At 42.5% G+C, this 26,808-nt stretch carries 26 protein-coding genes and 1 pseudogene; 26 read left to right on the top strand and 1 reads right to left on the bottom strand.

What is annotated here, in order from left to right; all coding sequences use genetic code 11:
* Window positions 1–338 precede the first annotated feature (338 nt).
* Window positions 339–623: a PadR family transcriptional regulator gene (locus tag DWW85_RS07600; RefSeq protein ID WP_347470674.1), complete on the top strand. Its 285-nt coding sequence runs from the start codon at window positions 339–341 to the stop codon at window positions 621–623.
* Window positions 620–1,156, top strand: coding sequence for a DUF2812 domain-containing protein (locus tag DWW85_RS07605; protein ID WP_117628468.1), 537 nt, complete (start codon window positions 620–622; stop codon window positions 1,154–1,156). The genes DWW85_RS07600 and DWW85_RS07605 overlap by 4 nt, the downstream gene beginning before the upstream one ends.
* 289 nt (window positions 1,157–1,445) lie before the next feature.
* On the opposite strand, the gene DWW85_RS07610 is transcribed toward DWW85_RS07605, so the two are convergent.
* Window positions 1,446–1,802, bottom strand: a complete 357-nt coding sequence (locus DWW85_RS07610; RefSeq protein ID WP_005337966.1) for a helix-turn-helix transcriptional regulator — start codon at window positions 1,800–1,802, stop codon at window positions 1,446–1,448.
* Window positions 1,803–1,870: 68 nt separating this feature from the next.
* Between DWW85_RS07610 and DWW85_RS13040 the strand changes: the two genes are divergently transcribed.
* The 24 genes and pseudogenes from DWW85_RS13040 to DWW85_RS07725 all read left to right on the top strand — a co-directional run bounded on the left by DWW85_RS13040 (window position 1,871) and on the right by DWW85_RS07725 (window position 26,698).
* Window positions 1,871–1,999: a hypothetical protein gene (locus DWW85_RS13040; protein WP_008400032.1), complete on the top strand. Its 129-nt coding sequence runs from the start codon at window positions 1,871–1,873 to the stop codon at window positions 1,997–1,999.
* 391 nt (window positions 2,000–2,390) lie between these two features.
* Window positions 2,391–3,173 (top strand): ABC transporter ATP-binding protein, encoded by a 783-nt coding sequence (locus DWW85_RS07620; RefSeq protein WP_055057039.1) that lies wholly within the window; start codon window positions 2,391–2,393, stop codon window positions 3,171–3,173.
* Window positions 3,163–5,313 carry an ABC transporter permease gene (locus DWW85_RS07625; protein WP_055057040.1) on the top strand — a complete coding sequence of 717 codons (2,151 nt, stop codon included), beginning with the start codon at window positions 3,163–3,165 and terminating at the stop codon, window positions 5,311–5,313. Before DWW85_RS07620 ends, DWW85_RS07625 begins: the two co-directional genes overlap by 11 nt.
* Window positions 5,313–6,026 carry a response regulator transcription factor gene (locus DWW85_RS07630; protein WP_008400028.1) on the top strand — a complete coding sequence of 238 codons (714 nt, stop codon included), beginning with the start codon at window positions 5,313–5,315 and terminating at the stop codon, window positions 6,024–6,026. Before DWW85_RS07625 ends, DWW85_RS07630 begins: the two co-directional genes overlap by 1 nt.
* On the top strand, window positions 6,023–7,114 hold the full coding sequence (locus DWW85_RS07635; RefSeq protein WP_117628466.1) for a sensor histidine kinase: 1,092 nt from the start codon (window positions 6,023–6,025) through the stop codon (window positions 7,112–7,114). Before DWW85_RS07630 ends, DWW85_RS07635 begins: the two co-directional genes overlap by 4 nt.
* Window positions 7,071–7,583: a hypothetical protein gene (locus DWW85_RS07640; RefSeq protein ID WP_117808238.1), complete on the top strand. Its 513-nt coding sequence runs from the start codon at window positions 7,071–7,073 to the stop codon at window positions 7,581–7,583. Before DWW85_RS07635 ends, DWW85_RS07640 begins: the two co-directional genes overlap by 44 nt.
* 22 nt (window positions 7,584–7,605) lie before the next feature.
* The gene (locus DWW85_RS07645) at window positions 7,606–8,292 is read left to right on the top strand and encodes a DUF6619 domain-containing protein (protein ID WP_117808239.1); all 687 of its coding nucleotides are present in this window, start codon (window positions 7,606–7,608) and stop codon (window positions 8,290–8,292) included.
* A 47-nt stretch (window positions 8,293–8,339) separates the two neighbouring features.
* Window positions 8,340–8,768 carry a metal-dependent transcriptional regulator gene (locus DWW85_RS07650; protein WP_044944563.1) on the top strand — a complete coding sequence of 143 codons (429 nt, stop codon included), beginning with the start codon at window positions 8,340–8,342 and terminating at the stop codon, window positions 8,766–8,768.
* A 30-nt stretch (window positions 8,769–8,798) separates the two neighbouring features.
* Window positions 8,799–9,518 carry a winged helix-turn-helix domain-containing protein gene (locus tag DWW85_RS07655; RefSeq protein ID WP_008400022.1) on the top strand — a complete coding sequence of 240 codons (720 nt, stop codon included), beginning with the start codon at window positions 8,799–8,801 and terminating at the stop codon, window positions 9,516–9,518.
* Between the two features lie 272 nt (window positions 9,519–9,790).
* Window positions 9,791–10,231: an ECF-type sigma factor gene (locus tag DWW85_RS07660; protein WP_117808240.1), complete on the top strand. Its 441-nt coding sequence runs from the start codon at window positions 9,791–9,793 to the stop codon at window positions 10,229–10,231.
* A 56-nt stretch (window positions 10,232–10,287) separates the two neighbouring features.
* A complete protein-coding gene (locus tag DWW85_RS07665; protein WP_025577040.1) occupies window positions 10,288–10,788 on the top strand; it encodes a DUF3846 domain-containing protein in 501 nt (166 codons plus the stop codon).
* 231 nt (window positions 10,789–11,019) lie between these two features.
* A complete protein-coding gene (locus DWW85_RS12630) occupies window positions 11,020–11,205 on the top strand; it encodes a hypothetical protein (protein WP_147340904.1) in 186 nt (61 codons plus the stop codon).
* A gap of 108 nt (window positions 11,206–11,313) precedes the next feature.
* Entirely contained in the window at window positions 11,314–12,039 is a 726-nt protein-coding gene (locus DWW85_RS07670) for a DUF4240 domain-containing protein (RefSeq protein ID WP_117808241.1), read from the top strand.
* A 21-nt stretch (window positions 12,040–12,060) separates the two neighbouring features.
* Window positions 12,061–14,037 carry an ATP-dependent DNA helicase gene (locus tag DWW85_RS07675; RefSeq protein WP_117808242.1) on the top strand — a complete coding sequence of 659 codons (1,977 nt, stop codon included), beginning with the start codon at window positions 12,061–12,063 and terminating at the stop codon, window positions 14,035–14,037.
* Window positions 14,038–14,205: 168 nt separating this feature from the next.
* Window positions 14,206–15,336 carry a tyrosine-type recombinase/integrase gene (locus DWW85_RS07680; RefSeq protein ID WP_117808243.1) on the top strand — a complete coding sequence of 377 codons (1,131 nt, stop codon included), beginning with the start codon at window positions 14,206–14,208 and terminating at the stop codon, window positions 15,334–15,336.
* A 6-nt stretch (window positions 15,337–15,342) separates the two neighbouring features.
* The gene (locus DWW85_RS07685) at window positions 15,343–17,094 is read left to right on the top strand and encodes a site-specific integrase (RefSeq protein ID WP_117808244.1); all 1,752 of its coding nucleotides are present in this window, start codon (window positions 15,343–15,345) and stop codon (window positions 17,092–17,094) included.
* Complete coding sequence (locus DWW85_RS07690) at window positions 17,084–18,601, top strand: tyrosine-type recombinase/integrase (protein ID WP_117808245.1); 1,518 nt, start codon at window positions 17,084–17,086, stop codon at window positions 18,599–18,601. Before DWW85_RS07685 ends, DWW85_RS07690 begins: the two co-directional genes overlap by 11 nt.
* Window positions 18,567–18,950 carry a DUF6262 family protein gene (locus DWW85_RS07695; protein WP_117808246.1) on the top strand — a complete coding sequence of 128 codons (384 nt, stop codon included), beginning with the start codon at window positions 18,567–18,569 and terminating at the stop codon, window positions 18,948–18,950. The genes DWW85_RS07690 and DWW85_RS07695 overlap by 35 nt, the downstream gene beginning before the upstream one ends.
* Window positions 18,951–19,099: 149 nt before the next feature.
* The gene (locus tag DWW85_RS07700; RefSeq protein WP_117808247.1) at window positions 19,100–20,308 is read left to right on the top strand and encodes a hypothetical protein; all 1,209 of its coding nucleotides are present in this window, start codon (window positions 19,100–19,102) and stop codon (window positions 20,306–20,308) included.
* Window positions 20,309–20,390: 82 nt separating this feature from the next.
* Window positions 20,391–20,648 (top strand): annotated as a pseudogene (locus tag DWW85_RS07705) (ABC transporter); the annotation flags it as partial.
* A 412-nt stretch (window positions 20,649–21,060) separates the two neighbouring features.
* Complete coding sequence (locus DWW85_RS07710; RefSeq protein ID WP_242996093.1) at window positions 21,061–22,128, top strand: iron-containing alcohol dehydrogenase family protein; 1,068 nt, start codon at window positions 21,061–21,063, stop codon at window positions 22,126–22,128.
* Between the two features lie 37 nt (window positions 22,129–22,165).
* On the top strand, window positions 22,166–23,509 hold the full coding sequence (locus DWW85_RS07715; RefSeq protein WP_021943417.1) for an acetyl-CoA hydrolase/transferase C-terminal domain-containing protein: 1,344 nt from the start codon (window positions 22,166–22,168) through the stop codon (window positions 23,507–23,509).
* 150 nt (window positions 23,510–23,659) lie between these two features.
* Window positions 23,660–25,774, top strand: a complete 2,115-nt coding sequence (locus DWW85_RS07720) for a SulP family inorganic anion transporter (protein WP_117808248.1) — start codon at window positions 23,660–23,662, stop codon at window positions 25,772–25,774.
* A 72-nt stretch (window positions 25,775–25,846) separates the two neighbouring features.
* Window positions 25,847–26,698: a DUF11 domain-containing protein gene (locus DWW85_RS07725; protein WP_117808249.1), complete on the top strand. Its 852-nt coding sequence runs from the start codon at window positions 25,847–25,849 to the stop codon at window positions 26,696–26,698.
* Window positions 26,699–26,808: the final 110 nt, after the last annotated feature.

Below are 26,808 nucleotides of genomic sequence, written 5' to 3' on the forward strand. Positions count from 1 at the left end.
GTTATAACCTATGAAAATAAATTTGATATGTGTAAGTTGATAATGAAAGTCGATGCAAGTATGGATTCTTATGCAAAGATTATTTAAAGAACCATAAAAATACGCTGTATCAGTTTATGCTTCTGTAGGACACTATTAGAGAGCATGTGATATATTATCTGTAAATAAAAAATCAGAGATCAGTAATGGACACACTGATTTTCTGGTTTTTTTATGATAACTGTATTACTGTATTGATAAATATATCACAGTGCGATATAATGCAAGTATCGAAGTACGATATATCGCACTGAAAGGAAAGGTTTATGGATGCACATATAAAAAAGGTTTACGTTCCCATGACGGAGACAAGTTTTTACATATTGTTATGTCTTCGTACTCCAAATCATGGATACGGGATTGTACAAAAAGTAAGAGAACTGACAGAAAATGAAGTGGTACTTGGTCCTGGAACCATGTATGGAAGTCTTTCAAAAATGGAAAAAGATGGCCTAATCCATTTTATCAGGGAAGAAGATAAAAGGAAAATTTATGAGATCACAGAACTCGGTACGGAAGTTCTGGAGCTTGAGCTAAAAAGAATCCGCAGATTGTATCGTAATGCACAGGAGGTAACGCAATGAAGAAACTCAAAAAAGAAATTCGCTGGTTTAGTATTATGGAGTACGAAAAAGAAGAAAATTACCTGAGCAAAAGGCACTTGGAAGGTTGGAAATTCAAGAGCGTAACATTTCCTGGACTATATACATTTGAGAGATGTGAGCCTGAGAAGGTAATTTACCAGCTAGATTACAATAAAGAAGGAATCAAACATCAGAGTGAATATATACGAATGTTTGAAGATTGCGGATGGGAATACCTGACAGAATTTGATGGATACAATTATTTCAGGAAACCAGCAGACAAGATGCAACAGAAAGAGGAAATATTCTGTGACGACATCTCCCGTCTGGATATGATGAATCGGATTTTTCGTGGAAGAGTAATTCCGTTAATATTGATGATTCTTTGTATCCTGATTGATACTATTGTAACAGATCCCAGTGAACCAGGCTGGATACCAGTATTTTTTAGGGTAATGTTAGTTGTATATGTTATTACTTTTCTACAGTTTGCTGTAAAATATTTTGTATTTTGGAAAAAAGTAAAAAAATAGTATACAGTTGACAACTCATCAACGTAAAGAGTTCATTGTCTAAATGAGTAGGGAACTTCTTTTCTGACTTTAAAAGAATTTTAAATTTTTTGTTACCACCTGGAATTATTTACGATATATAGTATGAATAGATAATAACGGAAATGTAAAAGGGACAGTAGATGTAAAAAATCAGCTTTGTCCCTTTTGTAACCTAAATTTGATATGTATAAGTTAACTTTCTTATTTGATTAAATTTATATGAAATGAAAAGAACCAGTGAGAGAATCGTTAAATTTCACTCACTGGCTCAATTCGTTTCAAATTTTTCGGACAACTCTGTCAGTTCTTTCACCGTTTCCTGGGTGTGATGCAGCAGGGTGTCACGCATTTCTGGCGGACAGCTGGAATAAAGCATTTTCATCTGATTGACACCCTCATCCTCCAGAGAAACATCTGGATTTATAAGTGTATCTAAAGAGATGTGCAGGACCTTTGCCAATGCTCTCAAAATCAAATAGGAAGGATTCATTTTCCCTTTTTCGATATTGGCGATTTGCTTTACAGAAACATGGCTCAGATCAGAAAGTTCCTGTTGTGTCAGTTCTTTATTCTTTCGGGCTTCCCGCATTTTTTGCCCTAAAGCAGTTAAATCATCAATCGGCATAATCGTTCACCTCAATAATATCGTATCGTTCCGGTTTATGTGATGGAATGACCTTATTATGCCGGTTAATGGGCTTGATTATACCGATTATAAAACTGAGAATACAAATTCCATTAAAGAGTAATGAAGGATGCAAACTTACCTGTATCCGTGACAGCATCCGGCGTGGTCTGAAGCAGCTGGCAAAGTATTTTTAGGGTAGAATAACAGAGGGCGCAAGGTCTCAAAGTGCTTCTGCATAAGACCTTGCGCCCTACCTATTGTAGTAGCCTTAGAGGTGTATTTTGTAAAGCTATCTTTGAGTGAAGAAACATGATCTTTATCAAGAAAATTTGTTTCTTTCGGATATGTTTATATAGTTCCACTTGATAGCCAAAATAATTCATAACTATTACCTTGAAGCGGGCAAGCACATCGGATAGAATAAATATAAAGAAAAGCAGCGGCGATCTGGCACAAACGTCACATCGCCGCCCTTTAGCATTTAGCATAGAAACCTTACATCAACTGTAAGTGGTTTATCTTCCTGCCATGCAGTAAAATATAATCAACAACTAATCAAAAAGCGAAAAGGCAAAAGGTGATAATATGAATTGCAAAGAAAAACTTTTGGAAGTCCGAGATATACACAAGGTATATACGAAAGAGGGTGTTCCTACAAAAGCTCTTAATGGCATTACCTTTGATGTTCTTGATGGCGAATTTTTGGGGATCATGGGCGCAAGCGGATCAGGAAAAACGACCCTACTAAATTGCATTGCTACGGTTATTAAACCGACCTCCGGGCAAGTCCTGCTTTCCGGCGCAAATGTGAGTTCCTTTGATAGCGAAAAACTGGCTGAGTATCGGGGCAATAAAATAGGCTATCTGTTTCAGGATTTTGCTTTGCTTGACAACTTGACTGGCAGAGAAAATATCCTGCTGCCGCTTTCTATCCATAATGTAGATATATCTGCTGCGGAGAAGAAGTTGAATGACATTGCAGGACTTTTTGGAATCACGGATGTGCTCTCCAAATTTCCGGTGCAGATGTCAGGTGGTCAAAAACAGCGCGTCGCTGCCGCCCGCAGTTTGATTTCCGACCCCGATATTATTTTGGCAGATGAGCCAACTGGGGCATTGGATACAAAGGCAGCGCGGTTGCTTATGGAAAAACTGTGCGAGATCAATCACGGTCGCGGACGCACAATTTTGATGGTAACACACGACCCGAACGCTGCAAGTTTTTGTTCCAGAATCCTATTCATACAGGACGGTGTGATTTTCCATGAGCTGCGCCGGAAAATTCCGACTGAAACACGGGAGGAATTTTATGCGCGTATCTTACAGGTAATGGCACAGATGGGAGGAGGGAGTGCAAATGTTCTTTAACCTTGCGTGGCGAAACTCCAAACGAAACCGTAGTGAGAACCTGATTTATTTTCTTACTATGGTTACAGCTATAGCCACATTTTATATCGTCCTCTCCCTTGGAAGCCAGGACGTGATGCGCTTCTTGGAGGAAATCGAAAGTGACGCTGTTAATCGACTTCTGACAATGCTAATGCCGACGGTTTATCTTTTTTCGCTGCTGTTTGTATTTTTCCTTGTCATTTTTGCGAACAAATATCAGCTTGAATGTAGGAGCCGGGAATTAGGGCTTTACCTGATGTTTGGAATGACAAAGCGACACTTGTTTATTCAAATCATGGCAGAGGGGCTAATCACATCACTGCTGGCTCTTTTGGGCGGACTGATCTGCGGCGGCTTTTTATCAGAGGTAATCAGCCTTGCTACGGCACGGCTTGTAGGTCGCGGCATAATTGCACATCAGTCAAGTTTTTCTGTGAGCGCTGTTCTCTTGACAACGCTTGGATTTCTAATGATTCAAGTTGTCGCGTTGTTCATCCTTTGTGGAAAACTATTCAACAAAGAAATCCACCAACTCCTTTATGGAGAAATGGCGAAGAAACAGCAAGTTGGAAAAATGAGTGGGAACTTATTTTCCCTCATTCTCGGAGCGGTAGTTTTGACGCTTGCATATTGGGTAATCCTAAAGTATTTCATGGTTGCTGGCGGTATGATGATAATTGTTGCCGTGATATTAGGTATTGTGGGAACAATGCTTTTTATCCGTGGGCTTGCAGGCTTGCTGAGCGCAGCGGCGGCTTCTGTGAAACGCAACACAACACACGGTCTATATATTTTCACTCTGCGGCAGTTACACGAAAATATAGTCCACAAGTATATTTCAATCGGTGTTGCATCTATTTTGATTATGCTCACTATCATGCTCATTGCGGACGGATCAACCCGCATTATGTCGTATGGGAACCAAATGACGCGGGGATCTTCTGTTTACGATTTTACCGTCACGGGCAATGAAGCGACTGTTGAAAAATACCTTTCGGGTAAGCAAATGCAGCCCTATGTGGCTGATTTGAGCCGCATGGAAACAGGAACAATGAAACGCCCAGCTTCCGTGAAAGCGAACTCTTTTATAGATTGGTCCGGGCTGCGTGAACAGGTTGTTTTGAATCTGCCGCCAGAAGTAGAGGATCCCGTCACACAAGGAGCTACAAGCTATGAGTTCAGTCCCAATCAACCAGCCGCGCTTAACCTTTTAGGGTGTATTGATACTACGGGAGCTTCGCCATTTTTAATTCCCGTATCTTCATATAACGAATTGCTGGAAGCAGCTGGAGAAAAAACTATCGTTCTTGGAATCGACGAAGCTGTATTCTATCTTAACCCGGATTTTCAGGGGAGTACAAAAGAAGAAACCACCACCATGTTGAACCAGATTGCGGAGGACGCACGGGCTAATGGTAAAGTCTTGATTTCTATTGACGGACTGCCAATTACGCTTATCCCGTTTGTGCCGATGAAAGGCTTGACTGCGGATGAAAACGTAAAAATCATAACCGCATTGATTGTTTCCGATGAAGTATATTCTGAATATGTAAATCCAGGCACCGTTACCGTTTATCACAATTTCTGTATTCCGAGCGAAACTGTGGAAGCTGATGGCCTGATGGTGTCGATTATGGAAGCCCGTGACCTGTTAAAGCCCTCTGGCCTGTACTGCGAAAGCTATTTGGACAATTTCGGACGGCAACTATTTTATGTCATTTCCGGCAGCTACACGACCTTATACATGGGTTTTATGCTTCTAATTATCGCTTGCGCCCTACTTGCCCTGCAATTCCTAACCCAAATGCGAGAAACAAAGGCAAGGTATGCGACACTTTCTATTCTGGGCGCACGACGCGAACAAATGAAGCGTTCCATAAACCAACAGGTGCTATGGTATTTTCTGCTCCCGCTGTTTCCTGCGTGTATCAGCGGTACAGTCGGAATTTGCGCAATGCAGCATTACCTATACTCTAATATGGCAAAACTGCAACAGTCTTATCCTATGCTGCTCGTTATGGCGCTTGTCGTTGTTTGTATGCTTGCATTGTACGGTGTGGCTATTGCGCGGACAGCAAACCGTGAAATCAGCAAATTAAATTGGAAGCCAAATGCTTAATGGGCTTATTCGGGAAGGAGGTGTTCATATTGGCGCAAATTATTGTGGTTGAAGATGATGTATATATGCGGGAAGAATTGATTGATGTGTTGGAAAAAGCGGGATATGACGCTGTTCCTTTGCTTGACTTTGAAAATGCCGTATCACAGATAATGTCTCTTTCCCCGGACTTGATTTTGCTCGACATCAATCTTCCTTTTCACTCCGGCTTTGAAATCTGCAAAGAGGTAAAGGCCAAACAGCTTGGGACTGTGCTGATATTAACTGCAAGAGATAAATTACAGGACGAGCTTCACGCTTTGGGATTAGGGGCGGACGATTACCTAACAAAGCCATGCAACACGGAACGGCTTCTTGCCCGCATTAAAAACCTCTTGCGCCGCAAAGAAGAACAGATGCAGCAGGGATTGCTTAACGGGGGCGGCTTCCTGCTTGATCCAAACACTTTTACGCTCTATGCAGGAAAGAAATCTTATGTTCTTCCGCAGAATGAGGGGAAAATACTTCTCACCCTTTTGAAAAGCAGCCCGAACCTTGTATCAAAGAGCGACCTGTTTCATGTGCTTTGGGGAACAGCGGAGTTTATAGACGAAAATGCGCTGCAAGTCAATTTTACACGACTGCGGAAAACGCTGCGTGAAGTTGGACTTGATGATCGCATTGAAACGGTGCGCGGGCAAGGCTACCGTTTGAAAGAGCAGGTGGAAGTATGAAGAAATTTAATACTCTCTTGACCTATGTATCGTCCAATCGTATTTGGTTGATTACTCTTGGCTGCTTGGATTTGTTCTTTGCGTTTCTGGCATGGGTGGCTTATCCGGGGGATTTTTTGAGCCTTGTGGGGCTAATGATATTTGTATCACTTGCCGCGTTTGTCATCCCCTTTGTCATCTCAATTCATAAACGCAGTAAAATTGATGCCGCTTTTCGGCGCTTTCTGTTAGAGCCGGACGACACAAACGAATACCTGTTGTGTGAAAGTGCCCCCGCGTCAATGCGCCCATATATCCATGAATTAGCCCATCATCTGAGAATGCAAGAGGGGTATGTGAACGAACAGCAGTTAAAGGTTGCCAACTACGAAAGTTATATTGAAAATTGGGTGCATGAAATCAAGAAACCTCTGTCCCTTATGACGCTTCTTTTAGATAATCGAAAGGTTGAGATGTCACCGTTGGTGCATACTCGTATGCTATATGTACGCGACCATGTGCGGCAGAACGTAGAACAGATTTTGTACTTTTCACGTCTTGGGGCGGCTCACAAAGATTGCTATTTTGAACCAATTCTGATCTTAGAGACTTGTCGGGAAGCGGTTGAGGACAATTTATCCTTGCTTGAAGAAGCCCAATTTTCTGTCACATATTCCGGGAACGACTGTAACGTAATTTCTAACAAAAAAGGCTTTATGTTCATTTTGGGACAGATTATTAGCAACAGTGTAAAGTATGCTGTGAAGGACACCGCCCCCACTATTCAATTTTCAGTAACGGATAATCCAGAAAGCGGGCAGATTACTCTATCCGTCAGCGATAACGGAACAGGTATACCCGCGTCTGATCTGCCGTTTGTTTTTGATAAGGGCTTCACTGGGGACGCAGGAAGCTTTTTAAGCCGCTCCACAGGTATGGGATTATATTTAGTGCAGAAAATGGCAAAAGATTTAGCGATAGATTTACAAATCACATCACAGTTGTCATGCGGAACAACCATTATTCTGATGTTCCCCAAGGTGCAATATCCAGTCAGGAGGTTTGATGATGCAACAGCAGATTCGTACGCAAACACCAAAGAAAAATAAGCCTGCGGCTTCTCTGATTATAAGTTGGCTGATTATCTTGGGCGTATATTTACTTTTGCGCCTTGTCTTTGTTATCTTCGGATTTCATTTGGCACCAGTTGTTTTAGGTGGATGTTTAGCTGTTCTACCTTACATTGCGGGAGCGTTTTATCTTTTTAATACACCAGCGGCACATCGGGTGGGAGGTTGTGTGTTAGGAATTTTACTGCCGTCCATTGTAGAAAAACTCGTTCTTTATTTTTTTGGTGCGTCCCTTTACGGAATACCTCTGGCAGATGTCAGCGGAGTAATGAGCAGAATTGCAGTGAATGAGCCGTTCACACACATTTTTTCTAATCCGGCAGCACGCTATATTCTTAATCTATCATTTTTTGGATGGCAGTACATTGTCGGCAGTATTGTCGTATGTGCAATTCTGATTTTAGGCATGATGGGTATTCAAAAAAGAAAATCATGTTCTCGAACGTAAGGAAAACTGAGGGGATTTGTAAATGAGCAGAAAAATAGTGATGACACTCGTGTGCATCCTTGTATTGGGTCTATCTGGGTGTGGAGATACACTCACTCTTAATCAATACAATACGAGTGAAATTTGGTATATAGCATATACAGACATTGATACAGTTTGTGGGAGCAATGAATTAACCGCAGATGGCTCCAGCATTTTACATTCTGAGGAAAATTATCTTCTGCTTTCATATGTAGTTGACAGCAATATTGAAATTACAAAAGAGCTAAAGGATGGGGGGTGGGACCATTTGATCCTGACAAACCCTCAATGGATAGATCGCTTTGGTGATCCCAGCAAGTTAAAACCTGTGGAATATGGCAGTTTGGCAAATAGCATGCAGGAATTTTTAGATGTTCAAATGCCTATATTGACTGCTGATGGAAATGTATTGCCTGATGGAGTGGGACTATATCAATATGATGGAGAGACATTATTGGCATTTCCGGTGCATGTGGCGTTGGGCGCAGCAGAGCCGATAGAAGCAAAAAATCCATTGATTATCCTTGTGGATAAACCGGCACAAAGTCTTAAAGCGAGTAGCTGTATGTTGCCGCTGACTTCAAGCGGAAATGTCCTGTTTGCAGAAGGAGAGAAACTTCAAGAGTCATTTGACGAGAGCAAACTAATTGACTATGGATCGATTGAAGAGTTTCAGATGAATCATTAAAGTGAATCTGAAATGTGGAAAACAGTAGCTTAGTATAACAGAAATAGCTGCCGCACGACGGCAAAAGAAAAAAAGCCGTCGTACAGCAGCTAGAATCCGTGCTTATACTTCAAAAGAAACTCGGTATGGTGCGTTCCGTGGATGTTGCCCGGTACATGGAAGTTTCAAAACCCAGCGTATGTTACGCAGTAGGAACTTTACGAGAGGGCGGTTTTTTGACAACAGACGAAAACCATTATATACACCTGACCGACCTTGGCCGGGATGTGGCCGAAAAAATTTACGAACGCCATTGCTTTTTTACTTATCAACTTATAGCCGTTGGAGTTAATCCACAAACTGCAGAAGTGGATGCTTGTCGCATGGAACATGCAGTCAGTGATGAAAGTTTTCAAAAACTGAAAGAGCATGCGATGAGAGGGATTGCTGCACAAAAAATTGACAATACATTTGATAATTTTCCTGTGAAGAAATAGAAAATGTTGCTTTGCTAAAATAGATTAAATATGAAAGACACAAAATACAAGATATTAGCATATTTTGACAATCAATCATATCGAAAACTATTCAATGAGGTAAACTCAGATTATGCAGAAAATCTACAAATTTTACTGCATAATTTGAGTTTATTTTCTTATGATGTGCTTATAATAGGAGTGATCCTTTATAAAGAGAACATAAGTAATATTATATCTGCTATTAGAAAAATAACGCAGATACCAATTATTATTTTGACGGATGCTTCCTCTTTATTGTGTATGTCATGGAAAAAAGAATTAATATACGCTGGTGCAGATTGTGTAATGGATATAAATAGCACTATAGAAGAAGTAGATCTGCAGATTTTTTCATTGGCACGACGAAATAATAAACAAAAAATAACTCAAAAGCAATCCGAAACGATGATTGATAAGGGAAAACTTGTAATGGATCATAAGAAACATAAAGTATTTTGGAATAATGTAGCGTTACATTTAACACGACAAGAATATAATTTTTTATACTTATTAGCGGTGACACCGATGAGAGTATACACATTTGAACAGATTTACCAGCTTGTATGGAAAGATTATTCTGTTGGTGATATTAAAAATATCATCTGGTGTCTGGTAAAGCGATTGAGAAAAAAGTTGAATGTCGTTGAAGACGGTGCCGGGAATTGCATTGTCAGTGTCAGGGATATAGGTTACAAATTTGAATTGAATAATGAAAACGAACAGCAGTAAGGCGAATAATCCGTAAAAAGATTGTTCGTCTTATTTTATTTGTGCTGGAAAGAAGGTGATAAAAATTGACCGTCAATTGACAGGTTTCTGACCGTTAACTGACAGGTGCATCCGATACACTGTGCCTTTGTAAAGATATGATTACAAAGGAGATCCGTGTTTGCAGGGAAACAGCAGAGATGCCGGACATTCCTGTGGACAGGAAGAACGAGCCAGATCACCGCCACACTCCGATTTGATTTCACAAAAATTCAGATCGGAGGAAAAGATAAGTGGCTTATAACAAAGCAAAAGAAGAATATAGATGGAACCAGTGGAAAACAGAGGAAGAGAAGATCCTGCGTGAGCAGGGTGTGGATGAAGAGACGATCCAGAAGCTCCGGGAGTATGACTGGAACGATTTTAACGCAGAGCGGAGATTCCGGGAACATCAGACCTCACTTCTGGACTGTATGGAACTGCTTCTGGAAGAAAAAGAATTAGGAGAGTCTCAGCCAGAGAGTGTGGAAGCCCTGCTCGATACCGTGGAGAATGAGGAATTGCTCCAGATCCTGTTATCGACTGACAAGAAAACTCTTCAGATGGTTGTTCTGAAGATGATGGGATATGCACCAAAGGAGATCAGCCATCACATGGAACTGCCGGAGCAGACTGTTTATACAAGACTGCGGAGGTTACGGGAGAAAATCAAAAAGTCCATGAAATTTGAATAAAACAAAAGGCTCTCATCGGCTGATTATCAGAACGAATAGACAGGAGGATTGATACGATGGATGAGAAAGAAGTGTCCGAAATGCAGGAAGAAATGATGACGGTACTGGTAGTCGAGCCGATGAAAGCACCCTATGTCAAAAGCATCCCCAATGAGCTGGAAGATCTGCAGCAGGCAGTAGGCGGTGATATTGAGATGACTTATCCGTTTGAGGATGAGGTTGGAATTCTTTTAAACGGCAATGGAAAATTTGAGGGGTTGCCGTTAAATCGGGCATTGTACGATGACCGAGGACAGGTCTATGATGCCATTGCCGGAACATTCCTTGTGGTAGGACTGACAGAAGATGATTTTACTTCGCTGACACCGGAGCAGATTGAAAAGTTTAAAGAAAAATATCAGTCACCGGAAGTTTTCACCCTGTTTAACGGGGAACTTCATGTGATGAAGATGCCACCGCAGGAACAAAAAGAGCAGAAGGAAAGTCGGAAGAAGGATGCACAGCAGAAGAATCCGGCAAAAGGAAAAAAGAAAAACAGATCCGGGGAAGCACGATAAAAAATTTTTCTGTGAAGTGAATAAAAAAATACACTGCCATCGGCTAGTAAGCAGAGGGACATCTCTCGGCTGTTCTTTGGCAAGTGAATATCGGCACTACAGGTACGTTCCCAACCGTAGAAGCGTGACAGTATGAGCGCCATGATTAAGTATAGGGTAAAGATTCTTAGACTTGGAGCGAGAAAGCATAGCTGTGAATAAGGCGGTGGCAGCCTTTCGCCAGGATCACGGATGGGGGATAATGATACACGTTACCAGCCAGAGAGCGGAAGATGGACTCCGGGTTGTAATCAGAAAGACCCCCAGGACATCTGTGAGCGGCGGCAGGCCAACCGCCCGCCTGTAGTGTCCCCTTTCCCAGAAGAAAAACAGGGATGGTTCCGGGGGTGCGAGGTCAAATGCGGAACAGCAAGATAAAAAAGAAATCAATGAAGAAGTGTGTCGTTGATATCAGATACCATGCGGCTGTGGGAGACTACAGCCGTATTCTTGTGGTATTAACGTCACATCAAGGGGAGAGAACAGATGGAAGAAACAAAAAGAAGTGGAATGAGCAAGGATCAATTCTGGAATCTGATTGAAAAAGCAAAGGAAGTGTGCGGCACCGATCTGGATGCTTCGGCAGTGTGGATCAAGCAGCAGCTCTTCTATATGACACCGGAGGATGTCCTCCAATTCCACAATCTTGTTTACAGTTACCGGGATGCGGCTTATAAGTACGGCTTATGGACAGCGGCAGGTATTATGATGGAAGCAGGGTGCAGTGATGACAGTTTTTCCGATTTTCGGATGTGGCTGATCGCCCAGGGAAAAGAAGTTTATCTGAATGCCTTAAAAGATCCGGATTCCCTTTCCGGCGTGACTCTGTATGGGTACTGTAGTTTTGAAGCGTTGGGATACATCTCATCGCAGGTCTACAGTGCCATGAAAGGGAAAAATATCTATCAGGACAGTACGGCAAGAATGCAGATGGAATGTTATGAGCAGGTGATCCGGGATATTGTGTACCATCCCATGATCGAGTATCCGCTGGAATTACCGGAAGCAATGGTGGTATATCCGAAACTCTGTGAATGCCATTTGTCCGAGCAGGTAAGGAAAGCTCCTCAGAAAGTAAGGACATGGAATGTTTCCCGGACGGATATCCGAAGGATGATGGCAAGAGGGAATGCTGCCATAAAGAAAATGCAGGAACAGGGACAGAATACACCGGAAGCGACCAGACCCGTCCGTAAGGGTACGGTAAGATAAGCTTTCTGGCAAGGAGAAGTAATGTGTTATAAAAATGAATATCAGAAAAGGGCACATGGCGAAGTGGAACAGATCTTTCGGGAGCTTCTCCCGGAAGCCGGGCTTCATGTAAGGGAAGAACAGATCCGTCTCTGCCATGAAATGCTGGATGCCCTTATGAAAAATGAAATCACGCTCTGTGATGCAGGCGTCGGCATCGGAAAGACCTATGCCTATCTGACAGCCTGCATCCTGATGCGGAAATATAGTGTACTGCATTCCGGTTATTCGGGATGTGACAGGCGGTCTGTAGTGGTATCCACTTCCAGTATCGCCTTACAGAAAGCCATCATAGAGGAATATGTTCCTTTCTTATCGGATGTACTGTTAAAAGCAGATCTGCTTCAGGAAGAATTAAAGGCAGTTGTCCGCAAGGGAAAGGAACATTTTGTATGTGATTACAGGCTGGCCCAAAGACTGGAGTCAGTCCGGGACAAGAATAAAAATCAGGTACAGATGGAGGCATTGAAGTCCCTCCGGCATAACTTTGATTTAGATTCCGTACATAACCTGAGCGGTTTTGACCGCAGGCTGGTGTGCGTACCGAAATTCTGCCCCAGGGAGTGTCCGGGGAAAGCCGGGTGCCGTTATCAGAAGCATCTGGACACTTCCAGGAAAGAGGACATTTTTTTACAGATCTGCAATCACAATTATCTTCTGGCAGATGCCATGCACCGAGCAAATGGGTACCGGCCGCTTCTGGCAGATTACAGGGCACTGGTCGTGGATGAGGCCCACAAGCTCCCGGAAGCTGCCAGCCAGATGTATGGAAGAAGCATTGGAAAGGAAGATGTGCAGGAAATTTCCTATTTTCTTTCCAGGGAGCATAAAGGGACCGAAGGAAAACGGCTGCAGGAATGGTTTGCCGCTCTTCAGGAAGAGATCCGAAAACATCGGAAAGATGGCATAGAGGACATGGTTGGAAAAGAAAGTTTTTATTTTCCGCCGGGGGCTGGCAGCCTTCTGGATCAGACGAAAGAAAGGCTTCAGCTTATGATTCGGCGGCTCGCCGGGAACATTCCTTACTGGATCTTTCGGCGGCTGGAAGAGATGGATGAGCTGTTCGGGTGGTTCTTAAAGAACGATAAGCGGTATATTTTGTTTTTACAGCAGGACAGCCGGGAACATTTAACCTTCATGGCCGTCAACCGGGAGATCCCGAAATATCTGGACGCCACCTTATGGAGCCGGGGATTTCCGGCGATCTTAACCAGCGGGACCTTAAAAGCCGGGAACGGTTTTGCAAGGACCAGACAAATGACTGGGCTGGAAAAAGAAACTGGTGTCCGGGAGTGCGTGGCAGAATCCCCATTCTGCTACAAAGAGAACTGTCTGCTCTATATCCCGGAGAACCTGAAGCCCATGAAAAAGGGAAGCAGGGAGGAGGCTGAGCAGCTTGCCGGACAGATCCGCAATCTGGTGTGTTCCACTTACGGGCATACGCTGGTACTGTTCACATCTTATACCCTGATGGGAAGTGTGCAGCAGCTCCTGCGTGACCAGATCCCGTTTCCGATGGTGCAGGTATGGAGAAATTCCCAGGAAGAGATTGCACGGTTTAAGAAGATGGAGAATGCGGTGCTGTTCGCAGCCGGCTCCTGCTGGGAGGGCGTGGATTTTCCGGGAGACATGGTCTCGTCCCTGATCATCGTAAAACTGCCGTTTTCTGTTCCGGACCCCATCCATGAAGCCCAGAGGGAGCAGTATCGATCGTTGGAATCCTACATCCAGACTATCGTGGTGCCGGATATGCAGAAAAAGCTGCGTCAGGGATTTGGACGGGCGATCCGCACGGAGCAGGATACCTGCGTTGTGTCCATTTTGGATCACCGGGCATCGAAGAAAGGCAGGTACCGGGGAGATGTTCTGGACGCCCTTCCGAAGTGCCAGATGGTAGAGCGGATCGAAGAAGTAGAAGATTTTATCCGAAGCCGGAAAGTGGAACGTTACTACAGCTGAGAGCATTCGAAGCGTTGTTGGTTCTGCCCAGATCCGGACAGAAGATAGGACAAAAAGTTTAGTGGTATTTCAGGGGTGGTTTGGAGCGAATTGGTGGTATTGGTGATAGCTTTATCAGCATGAGTTGGGTATACTGTGTATAGCGTTAGAGGAAAGGAGGCAGACAACATGAAGCGTTATAAAGTGGAAATGCAGCGAGAAGGTTCCGTAAAATATTTCTTTATACGGGATATGGAAACACTGGAAATCGTGTTGCCGCCAAGCAAGTATCTAATGCATCAGGTCAGGGCAAACCGTTCCCCGAATACCATACGGAGAAATGCATTTGCCCTTGCCTATTACTGGGAATATCTGCTGGAAGAAGAACATGAAGCAGAAGATGTCTACGGAATGGATTACGAAACGCAATATGATTTTTTCGCAGAATATCTGAAATGGCTGAAAGCCGGGAAACATACCGACAATTTGGATAAAGAACCACAGAATAAAACCTGCAACGCTTACTTAAAAGAAGTGTTCAGGTTTTATTCTTTTTTAGAAGTAGTCAGAAATAACGGTTCCAGCCTGTCGGTATTATCCTATAATCAGCCGATCACAAAGGCAAATGCCATCGGGGTCAGAAGAACCATCCGCTCCCGGTCATTTAAAGGATACTTAAAAGAAGAGGAACGAAACGTCCGGGCAGCCGAACGGAACGAAATCGTAACGATTTTAGAAGCCTGTACAAACTGCAGGGATCAGGTGTTGATCTTACTGACATCGGAACTGGGATTCCGCATCGGTGAAATTTTGGGAATTGATTATACCAAAGACATCGATTACGAAAACCATGAGATCCGGGTAGACTTCCGGGATGACAATGAGAACGATGCAAGAGCAAAAAATGCGGAAGAACGAAGAGGACGGGTAAGCGATGACACCTTTGAATTCCTGCTTTATTATATCGGGGAATACTGGGACATCCTGCAAAAACAGGAATACCTGTTTATTAACATCAAAGGAGATACCATAGGGAAGCCGTTAAGAGTAGACAGCGTCTACGATATGTTTGAACGCATGGAGAAAAAGACTGGGATCAAGATCACACCGCACATGCTTCGAAGATATTATGCAAATACGAGATGGGAAGCAGACTGGCCTCTGGAAATGATCAGCCAGGCACTGGGACACAAGCATCTCGATACAACCATACGATATCTGAATGTTTTAGACGACAAGCTGAAAACAGCAAGTCAGGAATTTTACCGCCGATATTCCAAACTTTACGGAGTAGAACAGTTTTTGGAAAGCAGGAGGTGAAGATGAATGCCGGCAAGTATATATGCCTGGCTGCCGGAAGAACGGGAAGATGAAGAACGGAAACAACTGTTGGAAGGGTTGTACCGGGAACTGGACGAATGCACGGAAGTAAAAATAACAACCAGAAACCGTTTGAAAATATTTCTGCCGGAAAGAGGGATATGGCATATTTGGGATATTGATTATGCAGTAAGGCAGGAATATGAAAAAAGCCTTCATGGTACGATAGCACCCAATTGTTATCCAACCTATATGAATGAATTTGACTGGATAAAGCGCCACTCAGTTCTGGAAAGGCTGCAGACCCTGGCAGGAGAAAAGGCTGAAAAAACAGATCTGGATAAAAAAATTTTATATCTTTGTTATTATCCAGATCCGGCGGTGATAAATGCCGTATGGAAAGCATCAAAAAAGAATGCCCTGGTTTGGGATTTTAAGAGAAAAGCACCGGAAACATTAAAACAGCAGATATTTGCTACGTTTCAGTATATTTTAAAAGAATATGTGAACACACGGAGCCTGACAAATTATCTGGAGAAACTGAATAAATTTTATGACTTTGCCATTCAGGAACAGATACCGGATATCAATAAGCTGGAGCAAGAACAGATTGACCAGTTTTCGGAACAGGAGAAAGGCAAACCGAATTTTGGGTTTGTATATCGTACAATCAATCTTTGCAGACAGGTAACATTTATACAGGCTTCGGAAATACTGTGGGATGCGAATATCTGGTATTTAGAGCGGTTTCAATTTGCAGACAGCAGAAAAAATCCTGCCCGCTCCATCAAGACCATTTCTTTTATAGAAATTTTACATAAAGAAAACCGGCATTTGTGTCAGAGGTATATGAAATACTGTCTTGGAATTACACATCTGGCAGTTAAAAACATTGCAGCAGAATACACGATACTAAAAAATTTCTTGATATGGTTACAGCAGGAGAAAGCGATTTCTGTAAAAAATGCAGACAGTAACATTATGGAAAAGTATTTCCGGTTATTGGATTCGAAGAATATAAAAGAGGGAACCTTTAATAATATGCTGCAGGCAATCACCCATTTTTTCGATTATCTGAAGGTGCAGGACATTATTCAAAAGGTGCCTTATCATGTAGAATATTATCTGAAAAAAGAGATTTATACGCATCATAACCGCAGTGTAAATGAAGATGTCTATATGGAAATGATTCATAAATTACCACTGTTTCCAGAAAAGCCGCGCCTGGTTTTCCTGCACCTGTGGGCACTGGGCTTGCGATGCAACGAGGTATGCACCCTGAAGGGAAACGCTTATTATATGCAGGGAAGGGATGCATGGATTCAGGTATATCAATATAAGATGAAAAATTATAAGAAAGTACCGATTCCGCTTGCTCTTTACAAATTGATGAAGGTCTACATCAGAAAAAATGGGATTTTACCGGAAGAATATGTATTTCAGAACAGCACAGGTGGTGCGTATTTATATGGAACTTTCCGAAAACAGATGATGAAATACTGTGAAAAGTATGGAATCGGAGATGGAACATACCAGTTTAAATCGCATGATTACAGGCATACACTGGCAACGATGTTCTATGATAATGGCACTTCCATACAAAGCGTGCGAGATTATCTGGGACATGATTTTGAGGAAATGACACAGCAATACATTGATTACATGCCGAAGAAGATTTCCAAAGCAAACAAAGAATATCTGTCAAAAGAGGAAAATAGTCTTGCGGCTGGAATTAAGAGGTGTAAACGTGGAAAATAAAATATATTTGAATCAATATGCTGCCTACTGGAAGGCATCAGAAAAGCACAAAAAGCTCATGGGAAGCAACCCGGCGTATGATCTCTCTAAGCTGCCTGCAGAAAAGATGCAGGAAGAAGCAAGAAAGTTTATCGTAAAAAGGCTGGAAGAAAAAAGCATTATGACGGTATACGGTGAACGCACGGAGTATCATCAAATCTGTGATATGCTGCAGGAACGCCGGGGAAAAGAAAAGAGCTTCACGGATTTAGAAAAATCAAAATGGTTATTGGTTTTAAAAGCGTGGATGCTAAAACATAATATTCCGTTAACCCAAACAGTCCATTTAGCGGGAAAACCAGAACGATATGGAAAGTCAAAACTGGTTCGGTATTTTGAACTTTTACTGGAGGATGTTCAGCCAGAAGATGTTCGAGATGAGGTATTAAAGGATATATGGGAACTGGATAAACTGAACATAGAATTAAAGACAACTCCAACAAAGAACTATCGGACAATTCGGTTTACGGAAATTTATCAGGCAGATATCAAAGAGGAACTGAAAAAAGCAATTTATGTTCAGTTAAAACAGGAAAATGTAAGTAGTGTGGTGAGAGAAATGACAGCAATGCGTAGACTGTCCAGATACTTGAAAGAAAAACATCCGGAGATAGAAAGCTGCCAGGATATCAGCAGGGCAATTGTAGAGGATTACCTGACTTACCTGAATACAGAGAGTCTGCAGACGAAGGAATTTCGCTCAGAATTAAACAGACTGCGTAGTGTTCTGGAGATGGTTGGAAAGCTGTATCACTACGAACAACTGGACAACATTATTTTGAACAGGGACATTCCACCATCCACAAGAGCTGAATTTAAAACCTATTCCGATGCAGAGCTGAAACGAATAAATTCTTTTCTGGTGAAAGTGGATGAACAGACAGCAAGGTTGATGATTATTCATCAAATGCTTGGAACAAGAATATCGGATACCCTGACCTTACGGACAGACTGCCTGATAGAAAAAGGAAATGAAGTCATCATTCGAATCAACCAGCCAAAGTCCCATTATTACGAAAAACCAATCAGTATGGAACTGGCATCTCTGATAAAGGCAGCTATTAAATACACAAAAGAAAAAATCGGAGATACGGAATACATTTTTGCGAACGAAAACAATCCGAAAGTTCCCTGGACATACGGACGGATCTGTGACAGAATCCTGCGTCTTATTTACAAAGAAGATATACGGGATGACAACGGACAGCTATTTGGTTTTAACTCCCATATGTACAGACACTACTACGGAGTAAAACTTACAGAAATGCATCTGGATGACTGGACGATTGCCAGATTGTTGGGACACAGCAGTTTAAGAAACGTAAGGTATTACCGAAGGATGAGCAACCAGATCCTGGCAGATGAGACCAGGGCAGTCAGGAATAAATTATCACAGATCATATTAGATAATCTGGATGGATGGGGTGAAGAGTATGAACAAATACGATACGATGATAGCCTGCAATAAAAAGACAAGCGAAGAAAAAATAAACCGGGCAGTTACAGAAATCCGGCAAATGCTGGCAGAGGAAGAAAAAGTCACAGTTCCAAAACTGGTAAAAAGGACAGGCTTGTCCAGAGGATTCTTCTATAAGAATGAGACGGTCAGAAAAGAAATGGACCGGGCACTGGAACGGCAAATGGGAATGATTGATCCGAAAAGGTACATCGGAGATATTGTGTTGAAAAACCGGATCGACTTACTGGAGAAACAAATCCGGGAACTGAAACGTGAGAAAGAGCAAATGGAAAAAGAAAATATAAGATTGAGAAAAGCCTTAAACAAAAAAGACTTGAACGTATTAAAAACTTTATAATGTGAATTAGAAAATAATCTGCAATGGCCGGGAAGAATTTCCCGGTTGTTGTGGTTGGAATATAAAAGTGTGGTCAACAAAAGGTGTGCATAAATTGTATTTATGATATACTTATCCATAAATTAAATTCGAAGAAAGGATGATAGAAAATGGAAAATCCGTTTGAATTTCACGAAGAAGATGCAATTATTGCATGCGTAGGCGACAATGGGGGAACCACCGATGAAGATATAAGAAATGGGTTCAAGCGTACAGTTGAACTTTTGACGGAATCATTGAAAACTGGTTCCGAATTTGAAGATCTGTTAGTATATCCTATCGTTTATAATGCCAGACATAGTATTGAACTATCTTTAAAAATTATTATAAAAATGTTATGGAGAATAGAAGAAAAGAAAGGGATGCATTATTCTGATGAAATCGTAAAGGAAAGAAAAAAGGAATTACACACGCATAGTATTGAAATCCTATATAAATTAGCGTGTGATAAGAAGAATATTGACAGAAGAATTCCTGCATATTTTGAGAACATGGAAGATATGATTCACTTTTATTATTTCGATGAAGAGGGGGATGCCTTCAAATATGAACTAAATAAAGAAGATGAACCACATATGATAAAAAACAAAATTTCTCATGTAAGTATTGAATTATTAGAAACAGAATTTAAAGAAGTAATGAAAAATTTTGATGATTTGATATATTTTCTGGATAATTGTATCTTTGAATATTCGCTTGGGACATTTACCAAGAGCTTGTCGAGAGCAGATATATGGGGGATTTCGAAGCGGCTTCCGGTATATGAAGAGTGGCGGACAGAGAAATTTAAAGAAATCAAAGATGAGATTAAGCAAGAATATCATCTCGGAAGTAAAGAGTTTTCAGATGCTGTAAATCTAATTAAGCAAAACAGGGCGTTTTCAGTAAATATTGGATGCGAGAAAGTATTTGGGGCAATTACAGAAGATGAATTAAAAGAATATGCATCATTAGTTAAATACTATTCCGAGAAAAATAAATTTGATAATGGGGATGAAAAGGGCGTAGTTGATCTACACAAGATACAAAAAAATGGAGAAATTTTGAAAAAATATTTATCCAGTATTTCGCTAAGTACATTAAATACATTATTTTGTTTTTATGAAATGAGTAATGTTTTCTCGGCGGTTGAACGCTTAGAGGATACTTATAATAATATAGTTGCTAATTCATTTGATGGAATGTATCTCATAAAAAAGCTAAAACAGAGAACTACATGTTTAAGGATCTTATATGGAATGAAAAAGTGTGGGCAAGTGACTTATGCAAAACAGCTAAGTGCTGCACTGGAGCAAGAAGGGATAGAGCTGACGCTTTGATACCAAAAGTGAACACGATACACTCGTGTCTCTGCCGTTAAAGCCAGTGTTTTAAAGGGATGGGAGAGGGCTACCCAATTTTATCGACGAAGCAACTGCATCTCTGGATGTAGATAACGAGTCTGTTATTCAGGAATCTATCTCCAAGCTGATCCGGAATAAGACGGTACTTATCATTGCACATAGAATGCGTACGGTAGATGGTGTTGATAAGATCGTTGTGTTGAAGGATGGCGTAGTTGCGGAGCAGGGGACACCTGCGGACCTGAAAGCCGGGAACGGCATCTACAAGCATATGGTTGACCTCCAGCTGCAGTCTGAGCAGTGGAAATACAATTAAGGCTGTGAAAAATTTGGAGCCGGTGGGATATATATTTATTACGCAGAGCACTTTCGTTCGATTATTACGTAGCGGTACTAAACTCATCACCAGATGGTGATTCGTTAAGGACCGACGTAATAATAGGTCTGCTTCATAAAATATATATCCCTCCGGCTTCAAATTTTTTAGGCGTTAGTTCATCATACCAATCGTTTGTATTTCCACTGCTCTATGTTAGTGTTGGTCTGAATGGAATAAGTTGCAGTTTGGGTTAAAATAGAGTATGTTGAGTATATAATTATGTAGAATATAGAATAGTGTAAAATATAGAGTAGTGCAAAATACAGAGTAGTGCAGAATATAGAGTAATGCAGAAATTTTGAATAAGAGAATGTATAATAAATTACAGGGCTACAGGAGGTTGGCGATTATGGCGAAGATTGATACCAGGGAGATACAGATACCATCGATATTAAAGGTGGAGAAAGATCTGCTCAGACGGATCGGGGGTTATCTTGCAGATGAGGGAATCTACAAGGTTGTGATCCTGTTTGGCAATGGGTTGATCGATATGTTTGGACATACGGTGATGGAGGGTATGTCAGACAGCGGTGTTGAGGTGCTCCAATATATGGAGATGGATACCGTTCGGATCGACTATCTGGTGCAGCTTGCGTTTTCATTCCCGAATACTGCACAGGCGGTACTTGGTATCGGAGGCGGTAAGGTGGTTGATGCGGCCAAATATTGTGGCTTCTTAAGAAAACTGCCATTTATCAGTGTGCCGACGTCGGCATCCAGTGATGGATTTTCCAGTGCCAGCGCATCTCTGATCGTGGAGGGACGACGCAAATCCGTACCGGCAGGGATCGCATATGGAATCTTTGCAGATATCGATGTGATAAAGGGGGCACCGGAGGCATTTCTGTTTTCCGGTATCGGTGATATGGTATCGAAGATCACGGCACTTTATGACTGGAATTTTGAAGAAGCACATGGACATGGTTCAGTAAATGACTTTGCGATGATGATATCGAAGAAGGCGGTTAACAGCTTTGTGCGGACGCCGTTTAAAGACATTCACGATGAACGGTTTATCAAAGAACTATTAGATTCTCTTGCCATGAGCGGTGTGGCAAATGAGATTGCAGGAGACAGTGCGCCGACCAGTGGAAGTGAGCATCTGATATCACATGCATTGGATCAGATATTGGAACGTCCGCAGCTTCATGGTATTCAGGTCGGAGTTGCAACATACCTGATGAGTGTTGTTCAGGATCACAGATATGAGCGGATCAATACGGTATTTACAGATACCGGATTCTGGGATTATGTGAAGACAGTCGGCATGAAGCGGGAAGATTTCATCCGTGCGATTGAAAAAGCACCGGCTATAAAACCATTCCGGTATACTTATCTTCACGAAGAACAGTACCGAAAGAAAGCGATAGAAGTATTGCAGTCAGACACGAAGCTGTCAGAGGTTTTACAGGCATAATTTGTGTCAGGGACGGATAAGCGAAGGAGGGAACAGTATGACATACGAACATTTTTTAGAGGAATACAGACGAAAACTCCGCACACCGGAGGAAGCGGTTTCCGTTGTAAAAGATGGTGACTGGGTGGATTATACCTGTTCACTTGGAAAGCCGGAGATCCTGGATCGTGCATTGGCGAAACGTAGAGACGAGCTGTTTGATGTTAAGATCCGTGGTAATCTGATCTCAGGGCCGATCGCAGTTGCAGAATGTGATGAGAGTCAGGAGCATTTTACTTATCACAGCTGGCATTGTTCAGCATATGAGCGGTCGTTATGTGATCGTGGACTCTGCTATTATATTCCGATGGTATTTCACAATAATGCAGCATATTATGAGTATTTTCTTAAGGTAAATGTAGTTATGCTCAGTGTATCACCGATGGATCGGCATGGATATTTTAATTATTCGGTCAATACCGGAGTGGCAGCACCGATCGTGCGTGCGGCAGATATCGTGATCGTAGAGATCAATGAGAATCTTCCGAAGGTTCGCGGCGGTTATGATGAGTGTATCCATATTTCGGATATTGATTATATCGTGGAAGGAGAGCATGAACCGTATCCGGATATGCTGATGCCGGAGCCGACTGCAGTTGATCGTAAGATTGCGGAACTGATCATTCCTTATATCGTGGATGGAGCAACCCTGCAGATCGGTATTGGAAGTATGCCGAATGCACTGGGTGATATCATTGCTGAGTCTGATCTGAAGGATCTTGGTATGCATACGGAGCTTTGCAGCGATGCATATCTGAAAATGTATCTGGCGGGAAAACTCACGAACAAATACAAGCAGATCGATCGCGGAAAAGGAGTATTTGGTTGTGCGGTCGGAAGCAAGAACCTATATGATTGGATTGACGATAATCCGGGAGTTGCGGCATATCCGTTAGAGTACGTGAATCGTCCCGGAGTGATCGGTGAGATTGATAACATGGTTTCCATCAATAGCTGTGTTGCTGTTGATCTGTATGGTCAGGTGGCAGCGGAGAGTGCAGGTGTCAGACAGATATCCGGAACCGGTGGACAGCTGGATTTCCTCGTTGGTGCATCTGCATCTAAGGGAGGTAAAGCATTTATCTGCATGAGTTCTGTTTACAAGGACAGTAAAGGGGTGGTTCATTCAAGAATTCATCCACAGTTTAATGGAGATATCGTTACTTCTCCAAGAAGTCAGGTTTATTTTCTGGCAACGGAATATGGGGTTGTGAATCTGGAAGGCCGTTCAACATGGGAGCGGGCAGAAGCTCTGGTATCGATCGCACACCCTGATTTCAGAGATGAATTGATCAGGGAAGCAGAAGCGAGAAAGATTTGGCGGAGATCCAATCGGAGATAGACAATGGATGGTGCAATTGATATATGTCATATATCAGATGGTTGATAACAGGGGGGCTAACTTAGAAGAAAGGCGAAGATAATGGTTGTGCATAGCTTCACTTTTCTTTTATAATGGCAGTATAATAATATACAGATATAAGAGGCAGAGATGAAGATAACATTAGCGGCTACATTACGTCATTATGATAAGAAAAATTTCATAAAGGATCTTCTTGCAGGTATTATTATCATGGCAGTATCCATTCCGATCTCCATGGGATATGCGCAGATTGCCGGACTTCCTGCGGTCTATGGACTGTATGGTTCGGTATTTCCGATCTTGATATTTGCTCTGTCCTCGACATCGCCTCAGTTTATTTTTGGAGTGGATGCAGCTCCGGCAGCCCTTATTGGGTCGGCATTGTTAAGCCTTCATATAGAGAGTGGATCAGAGGAGGCAATGGCGGTTGTTCCGGTACTGACATTCTTTGTGGCATTGTGGCTTCTGGCGTTTTATATTATGAAAGCAGGAAAACTGGTCAACTATATATCGGCACCGGTTATGGGCGGATTCATTACCGGAATCTGTACGACTATTATACTAATGCAGGTACCGAAGCTGATGGGAGGATCGGCAGGAACCGGAGAGTTTTTTGAGCTGGCAGAACATATGATAAGGACAGCCAAAGATATCAATTGGCAGTCGGTGGTACTGGGACTTGCGGCTCTTGTGCTATTGCTGGTATGTAAGAAGCTGATCCCCAAATTCCCGATGGCGGTTCTTTTGATGATAGCCGGGGCAGGCATGACATATCTGCTTCCTATAGAGGACAGGGGTGTGCAGACACTTGCATCTGTTGATACCGGACTCCCACACTGGGCGGTTCCGGATTTTAGTGTGATATCGATCCGCGAGGCTGTAACGATCAGCCTGTCGGTAGCAGTCGTTATAATGGCAGAGACACTTCTGGCGGAGAATAATTTTGCGCAGAAGAATGGTTACCGGATCAATGATAACCAGGAGATTCTGGCATTTTCAATGGGGAATTTCCTTGCGGCATTTACCGGTTGTTGTCCGATCAATGGCTCGGTATCAAGAACGGCAATGGGAGAACAGTATCAGGCAAAGACACAGCTTACCGGTATCATAGCAGGTCTTTCCATGATTGTTGTTCTGGTCTGTGCAACCGGATTTATCGGTTATCTTCCGGTTCCTGTGCTTACAGCCATTGTGATATCAGCGTTGCTTGGAGCAACGGAATTTGATCTTGCGGTAAGACTCTTTAAAGTCAGCCGTACAGAATGCCTGATCTTTTTCGGGGCATTTTTTGGTGTGCTGTTACTTGGCACGATCAACGGTGTATTGATCGGTATTCTTCTTTCCTTTACAGAGATGATCATACGGACAGCCAAGCCTGCAAGATGTTTCCTTGGAATTCAGCCGGGGCATAAGCATTTCCGGGATCTGAAGGAGAGCAGTCAGATCCATGCAATCTCCGGTGTACTGATCTATCGGTTCAGCAGCAATCTGTTCTTTGCGAATATACAGATTCTCCAGAGAGATATTGAAGATCATATCACGCCTGAGACAAAGGCGGTTATCATAGATGCCAGTGGAATCGGCAGTATCGATATAACAGCGGCTGACAGGATCGCCATGTTATATCAGTCGTTAAAGGATAAGGGAATCCGTTTCTACATGACAGAGCATATCGCAGATGTGAATGAACAGCTGCGTAAGTTGGGACTTGGTTATCTGATTGAGGAAGGCTGTGTCAGACGAACAGTACATATTGCCTTAAAGGATATGGGAATTAAGCGACCATATCCATTAGAGGGTGATGTAGACAATCAGCCGAGAAGTGCGTCCAGAAAGCGTGCAGATAACAGGGTTCAGGAATTTGTCTGGGCGTTTGGAGCGGAGAGTGAAGATGAGATAGAGAAGCAGATCAGACTTCAGATCGAGCATTTGAAACAGACCGGAGATGTTGATGAGCTTTTGCATGGAAGCTGGTCACATATGGAAGCTATGGATGAGGATGAGTGGTTAGAGCATCTGGAAGAGCATCTGAAGGAGATCGTTCATATATCAGGTAAGGAAGAGGAAACGATTGCCAGACGCTTCGAGGAGCATCGTAGAGAGATCCATGACCGTATTGCAAAGGAACATCCGGAGCTTGCGGAGAAGTTTAAAGAACGAAGACATTTGCTGGATGAGCATTTGAAAGAAAAACATCCTGAGGTTTATGAGTTGGTCGTAAAACTCCGGGAGAAAGATAATTAATAAAAATAACAAAATAAAAATTCTGTCATATATTGTACTATACCTGAATATAAGAAAGGAAGAGAGCAATTTATGGCACAGTTTACAAATCAGGCACAGCTTCGCTATGGTAATTCCATAGCAAATTCCAATATAGCAGTCGGAGAACTGCTGGAGGTACTGTCAGCAAGTAAGACCGCAGTCAGAAAGACATATGGTCAGAATGATACAGTGACATATGTTATCACGATCGTAAATGCAGGAGCCACAGCACTTAGCGGTATCACGATCACAGATAATCTGGGAGCATATACATTCGGGGAGGGAACGCTGGTTCCACTCACATATATTGCAGATACTGTAAAATATTATGTGAATGGTGTTCTTCAGACTGCACCTGTTGTAACAGGAGCACCATCGCTTGTAATCTCGGGGCTTACAGTTCCTGCAAATGGAGATATTACAGTTGTATATGAGGCAGAGGTGAATGCATTGGCACCGATGGATGCAGCAGGAACGATCACAAATACAGCAGTTGTGACAGGTGGTGGCATTACTCCAATCACGGTAACAGAGACAATCGGTACAGAGAGTGAACCTATCCTTACGATCACAAAGTCGGTAAGTCCGGTTCCTGTAACAGAGAACGGAACACTGACCTATACATTCCTGATCCAGAATGCAGGAAGTGCACCGGCAGATATCGGAACCGATGCGGTGATAGTGGATACCTTTAATCCGCTTTTGTCAAACCTTGCAGTATCCTTTAATGGAACGGCATGGGCAGAGACAACAAACTATACCTATGATGAGACAACAGGAGTGTTTACAACGATTGCGGGTCAGATCACAGTCCCGGCTGCAACCTATACACAGAATCCGGTTACCGGTGTATGGACGGCGGATCCCGGTGTCAGCACATTGGTTGTAAAAGGCACGATCTAGGGATTTTCTATATGCAGAATTGTGCAGAGCAGACAGACGAAGTCTGTAGTGACATTATATAATAATCTGGTAAGACTACAAAGGCGGGGGCTTCTTTGACTTGTAAGAAG

The sequence above is a fragment of the Clostridium sp. AF17-21AC genome (assembly GCF_003461365.1).
GTDB classification, from domain to species: Bacteria; Bacillota; Clostridia; order Lachnospirales; family Lachnospiraceae; genus Coprococcus; species Coprococcus ammoniilyticus.

What these genes read in the sequence shown, in the direction of transcription:
- DWW85_RS07630 (WP_008400028.1), top strand. Translation starts at nt 5,313, where the DNA reads ATGGGCTTATTCGGGAAGGAGGTGTTCATATTGGCGCAAATTATTGTG.
- DWW85_RS07700 (WP_117808247.1), top strand. Translation starts at nt 19,100, where the DNA reads ATGGAAAATCCGTTTGAATTTCACGAAGAAGATGCAATTATTGCATGC.
- DWW85_RS07720 (WP_117808248.1), top strand. Translation starts at nt 23,660, where the DNA reads ATGAAGATAACATTAGCGGCTACATTACGTCATTATGATAAGAAAAAT.
- DWW85_RS07655 (WP_008400022.1), top strand. Translation starts at nt 8,799, where the DNA reads ATGAAAGACACAAAATACAAGATATTAGCATATTTTGACAATCAATCA.
- DWW85_RS07695 (WP_117808246.1), top strand. Translation starts at nt 18,567, where the DNA reads ATGAACAAATACGATACGATGATAGCCTGCAATAAAAAGACAAGCGAA.
- DWW85_RS07610 (WP_005337966.1), bottom strand. Translation starts at nt 1,802, where the DNA reads ATGCCGATTGATGATTTAACTGCTTTAGGGCAAAAAATGCGGGAAGCC.
- DWW85_RS07635 (WP_117628466.1), top strand. Translation starts at nt 6,023, where the DNA reads ATGAAGAAATTTAATACTCTCTTGACCTATGTATCGTCCAATCGTATT.
- DWW85_RS07620 (WP_055057039.1), top strand. Translation starts at nt 2,391, where the DNA reads ATGAATTGCAAAGAAAAACTTTTGGAAGTCCGAGATATACACAAGGTA.
- DWW85_RS07685 (WP_117808244.1), top strand. Translation starts at nt 15,343, where the DNA reads ATGCCGGCAAGTATATATGCCTGGCTGCCGGAAGAACGGGAAGATGAA.
- DWW85_RS07645 (WP_117808239.1), top strand. Translation starts at nt 7,606, where the DNA reads ATGAGCAGAAAAATAGTGATGACACTCGTGTGCATCCTTGTATTGGGT.
- DWW85_RS07715 (WP_021943417.1), top strand. Translation starts at nt 22,166, where the DNA reads ATGACATACGAACATTTTTTAGAGGAATACAGACGAAAACTCCGCACA.
- DWW85_RS07600 (WP_347470674.1), top strand. Translation starts at nt 339, where the DNA reads ATGACGGAGACAAGTTTTTACATATTGTTATGTCTTCGTACTCCAAAT.
- DWW85_RS07670 (WP_117808241.1), top strand. Translation starts at nt 11,314, where the DNA reads ATGGAAGAAACAAAAAGAAGTGGAATGAGCAAGGATCAATTCTGGAAT.
- DWW85_RS07640 (WP_117808238.1), top strand. Translation starts at nt 7,071, where the DNA reads ATGATGCAACAGCAGATTCGTACGCAAACACCAAAGAAAAATAAGCCT.
- DWW85_RS07710 (WP_242996093.1), top strand. Translation starts at nt 21,061, where the DNA reads ATGGCGAAGATTGATACCAGGGAGATACAGATACCATCGATATTAAAG.
- DWW85_RS07675 (WP_117808242.1), top strand. Translation starts at nt 12,061, where the DNA reads ATGTGTTATAAAAATGAATATCAGAAAAGGGCACATGGCGAAGTGGAA.
- DWW85_RS07625 (WP_055057040.1), top strand. Translation starts at nt 3,163, where the DNA reads ATGTTCTTTAACCTTGCGTGGCGAAACTCCAAACGAAACCGTAGTGAG.
- DWW85_RS07725 (WP_117808249.1), top strand. Translation starts at nt 25,847, where the DNA reads ATGGCACAGTTTACAAATCAGGCACAGCTTCGCTATGGTAATTCCATA.
- DWW85_RS12630 (WP_147340904.1), top strand. Translation starts at nt 11,020, where the DNA reads ATGGGGGATAATGATACACGTTACCAGCCAGAGAGCGGAAGATGGACT.
- DWW85_RS13040 (WP_008400032.1), top strand. Translation starts at nt 1,871, where the DNA reads ATGGGCTTGATTATACCGATTATAAAACTGAGAATACAAATTCCATTA.
- DWW85_RS07665 (WP_025577040.1), top strand. Translation starts at nt 10,288, where the DNA reads ATGGATGAGAAAGAAGTGTCCGAAATGCAGGAAGAAATGATGACGGTA.
- DWW85_RS07605 (WP_117628468.1), top strand. Translation starts at nt 620, where the DNA reads ATGAAGAAACTCAAAAAAGAAATTCGCTGGTTTAGTATTATGGAGTAC.
- DWW85_RS07680 (WP_117808243.1), top strand. Translation starts at nt 14,206, where the DNA reads ATGAAGCGTTATAAAGTGGAAATGCAGCGAGAAGGTTCCGTAAAATAT.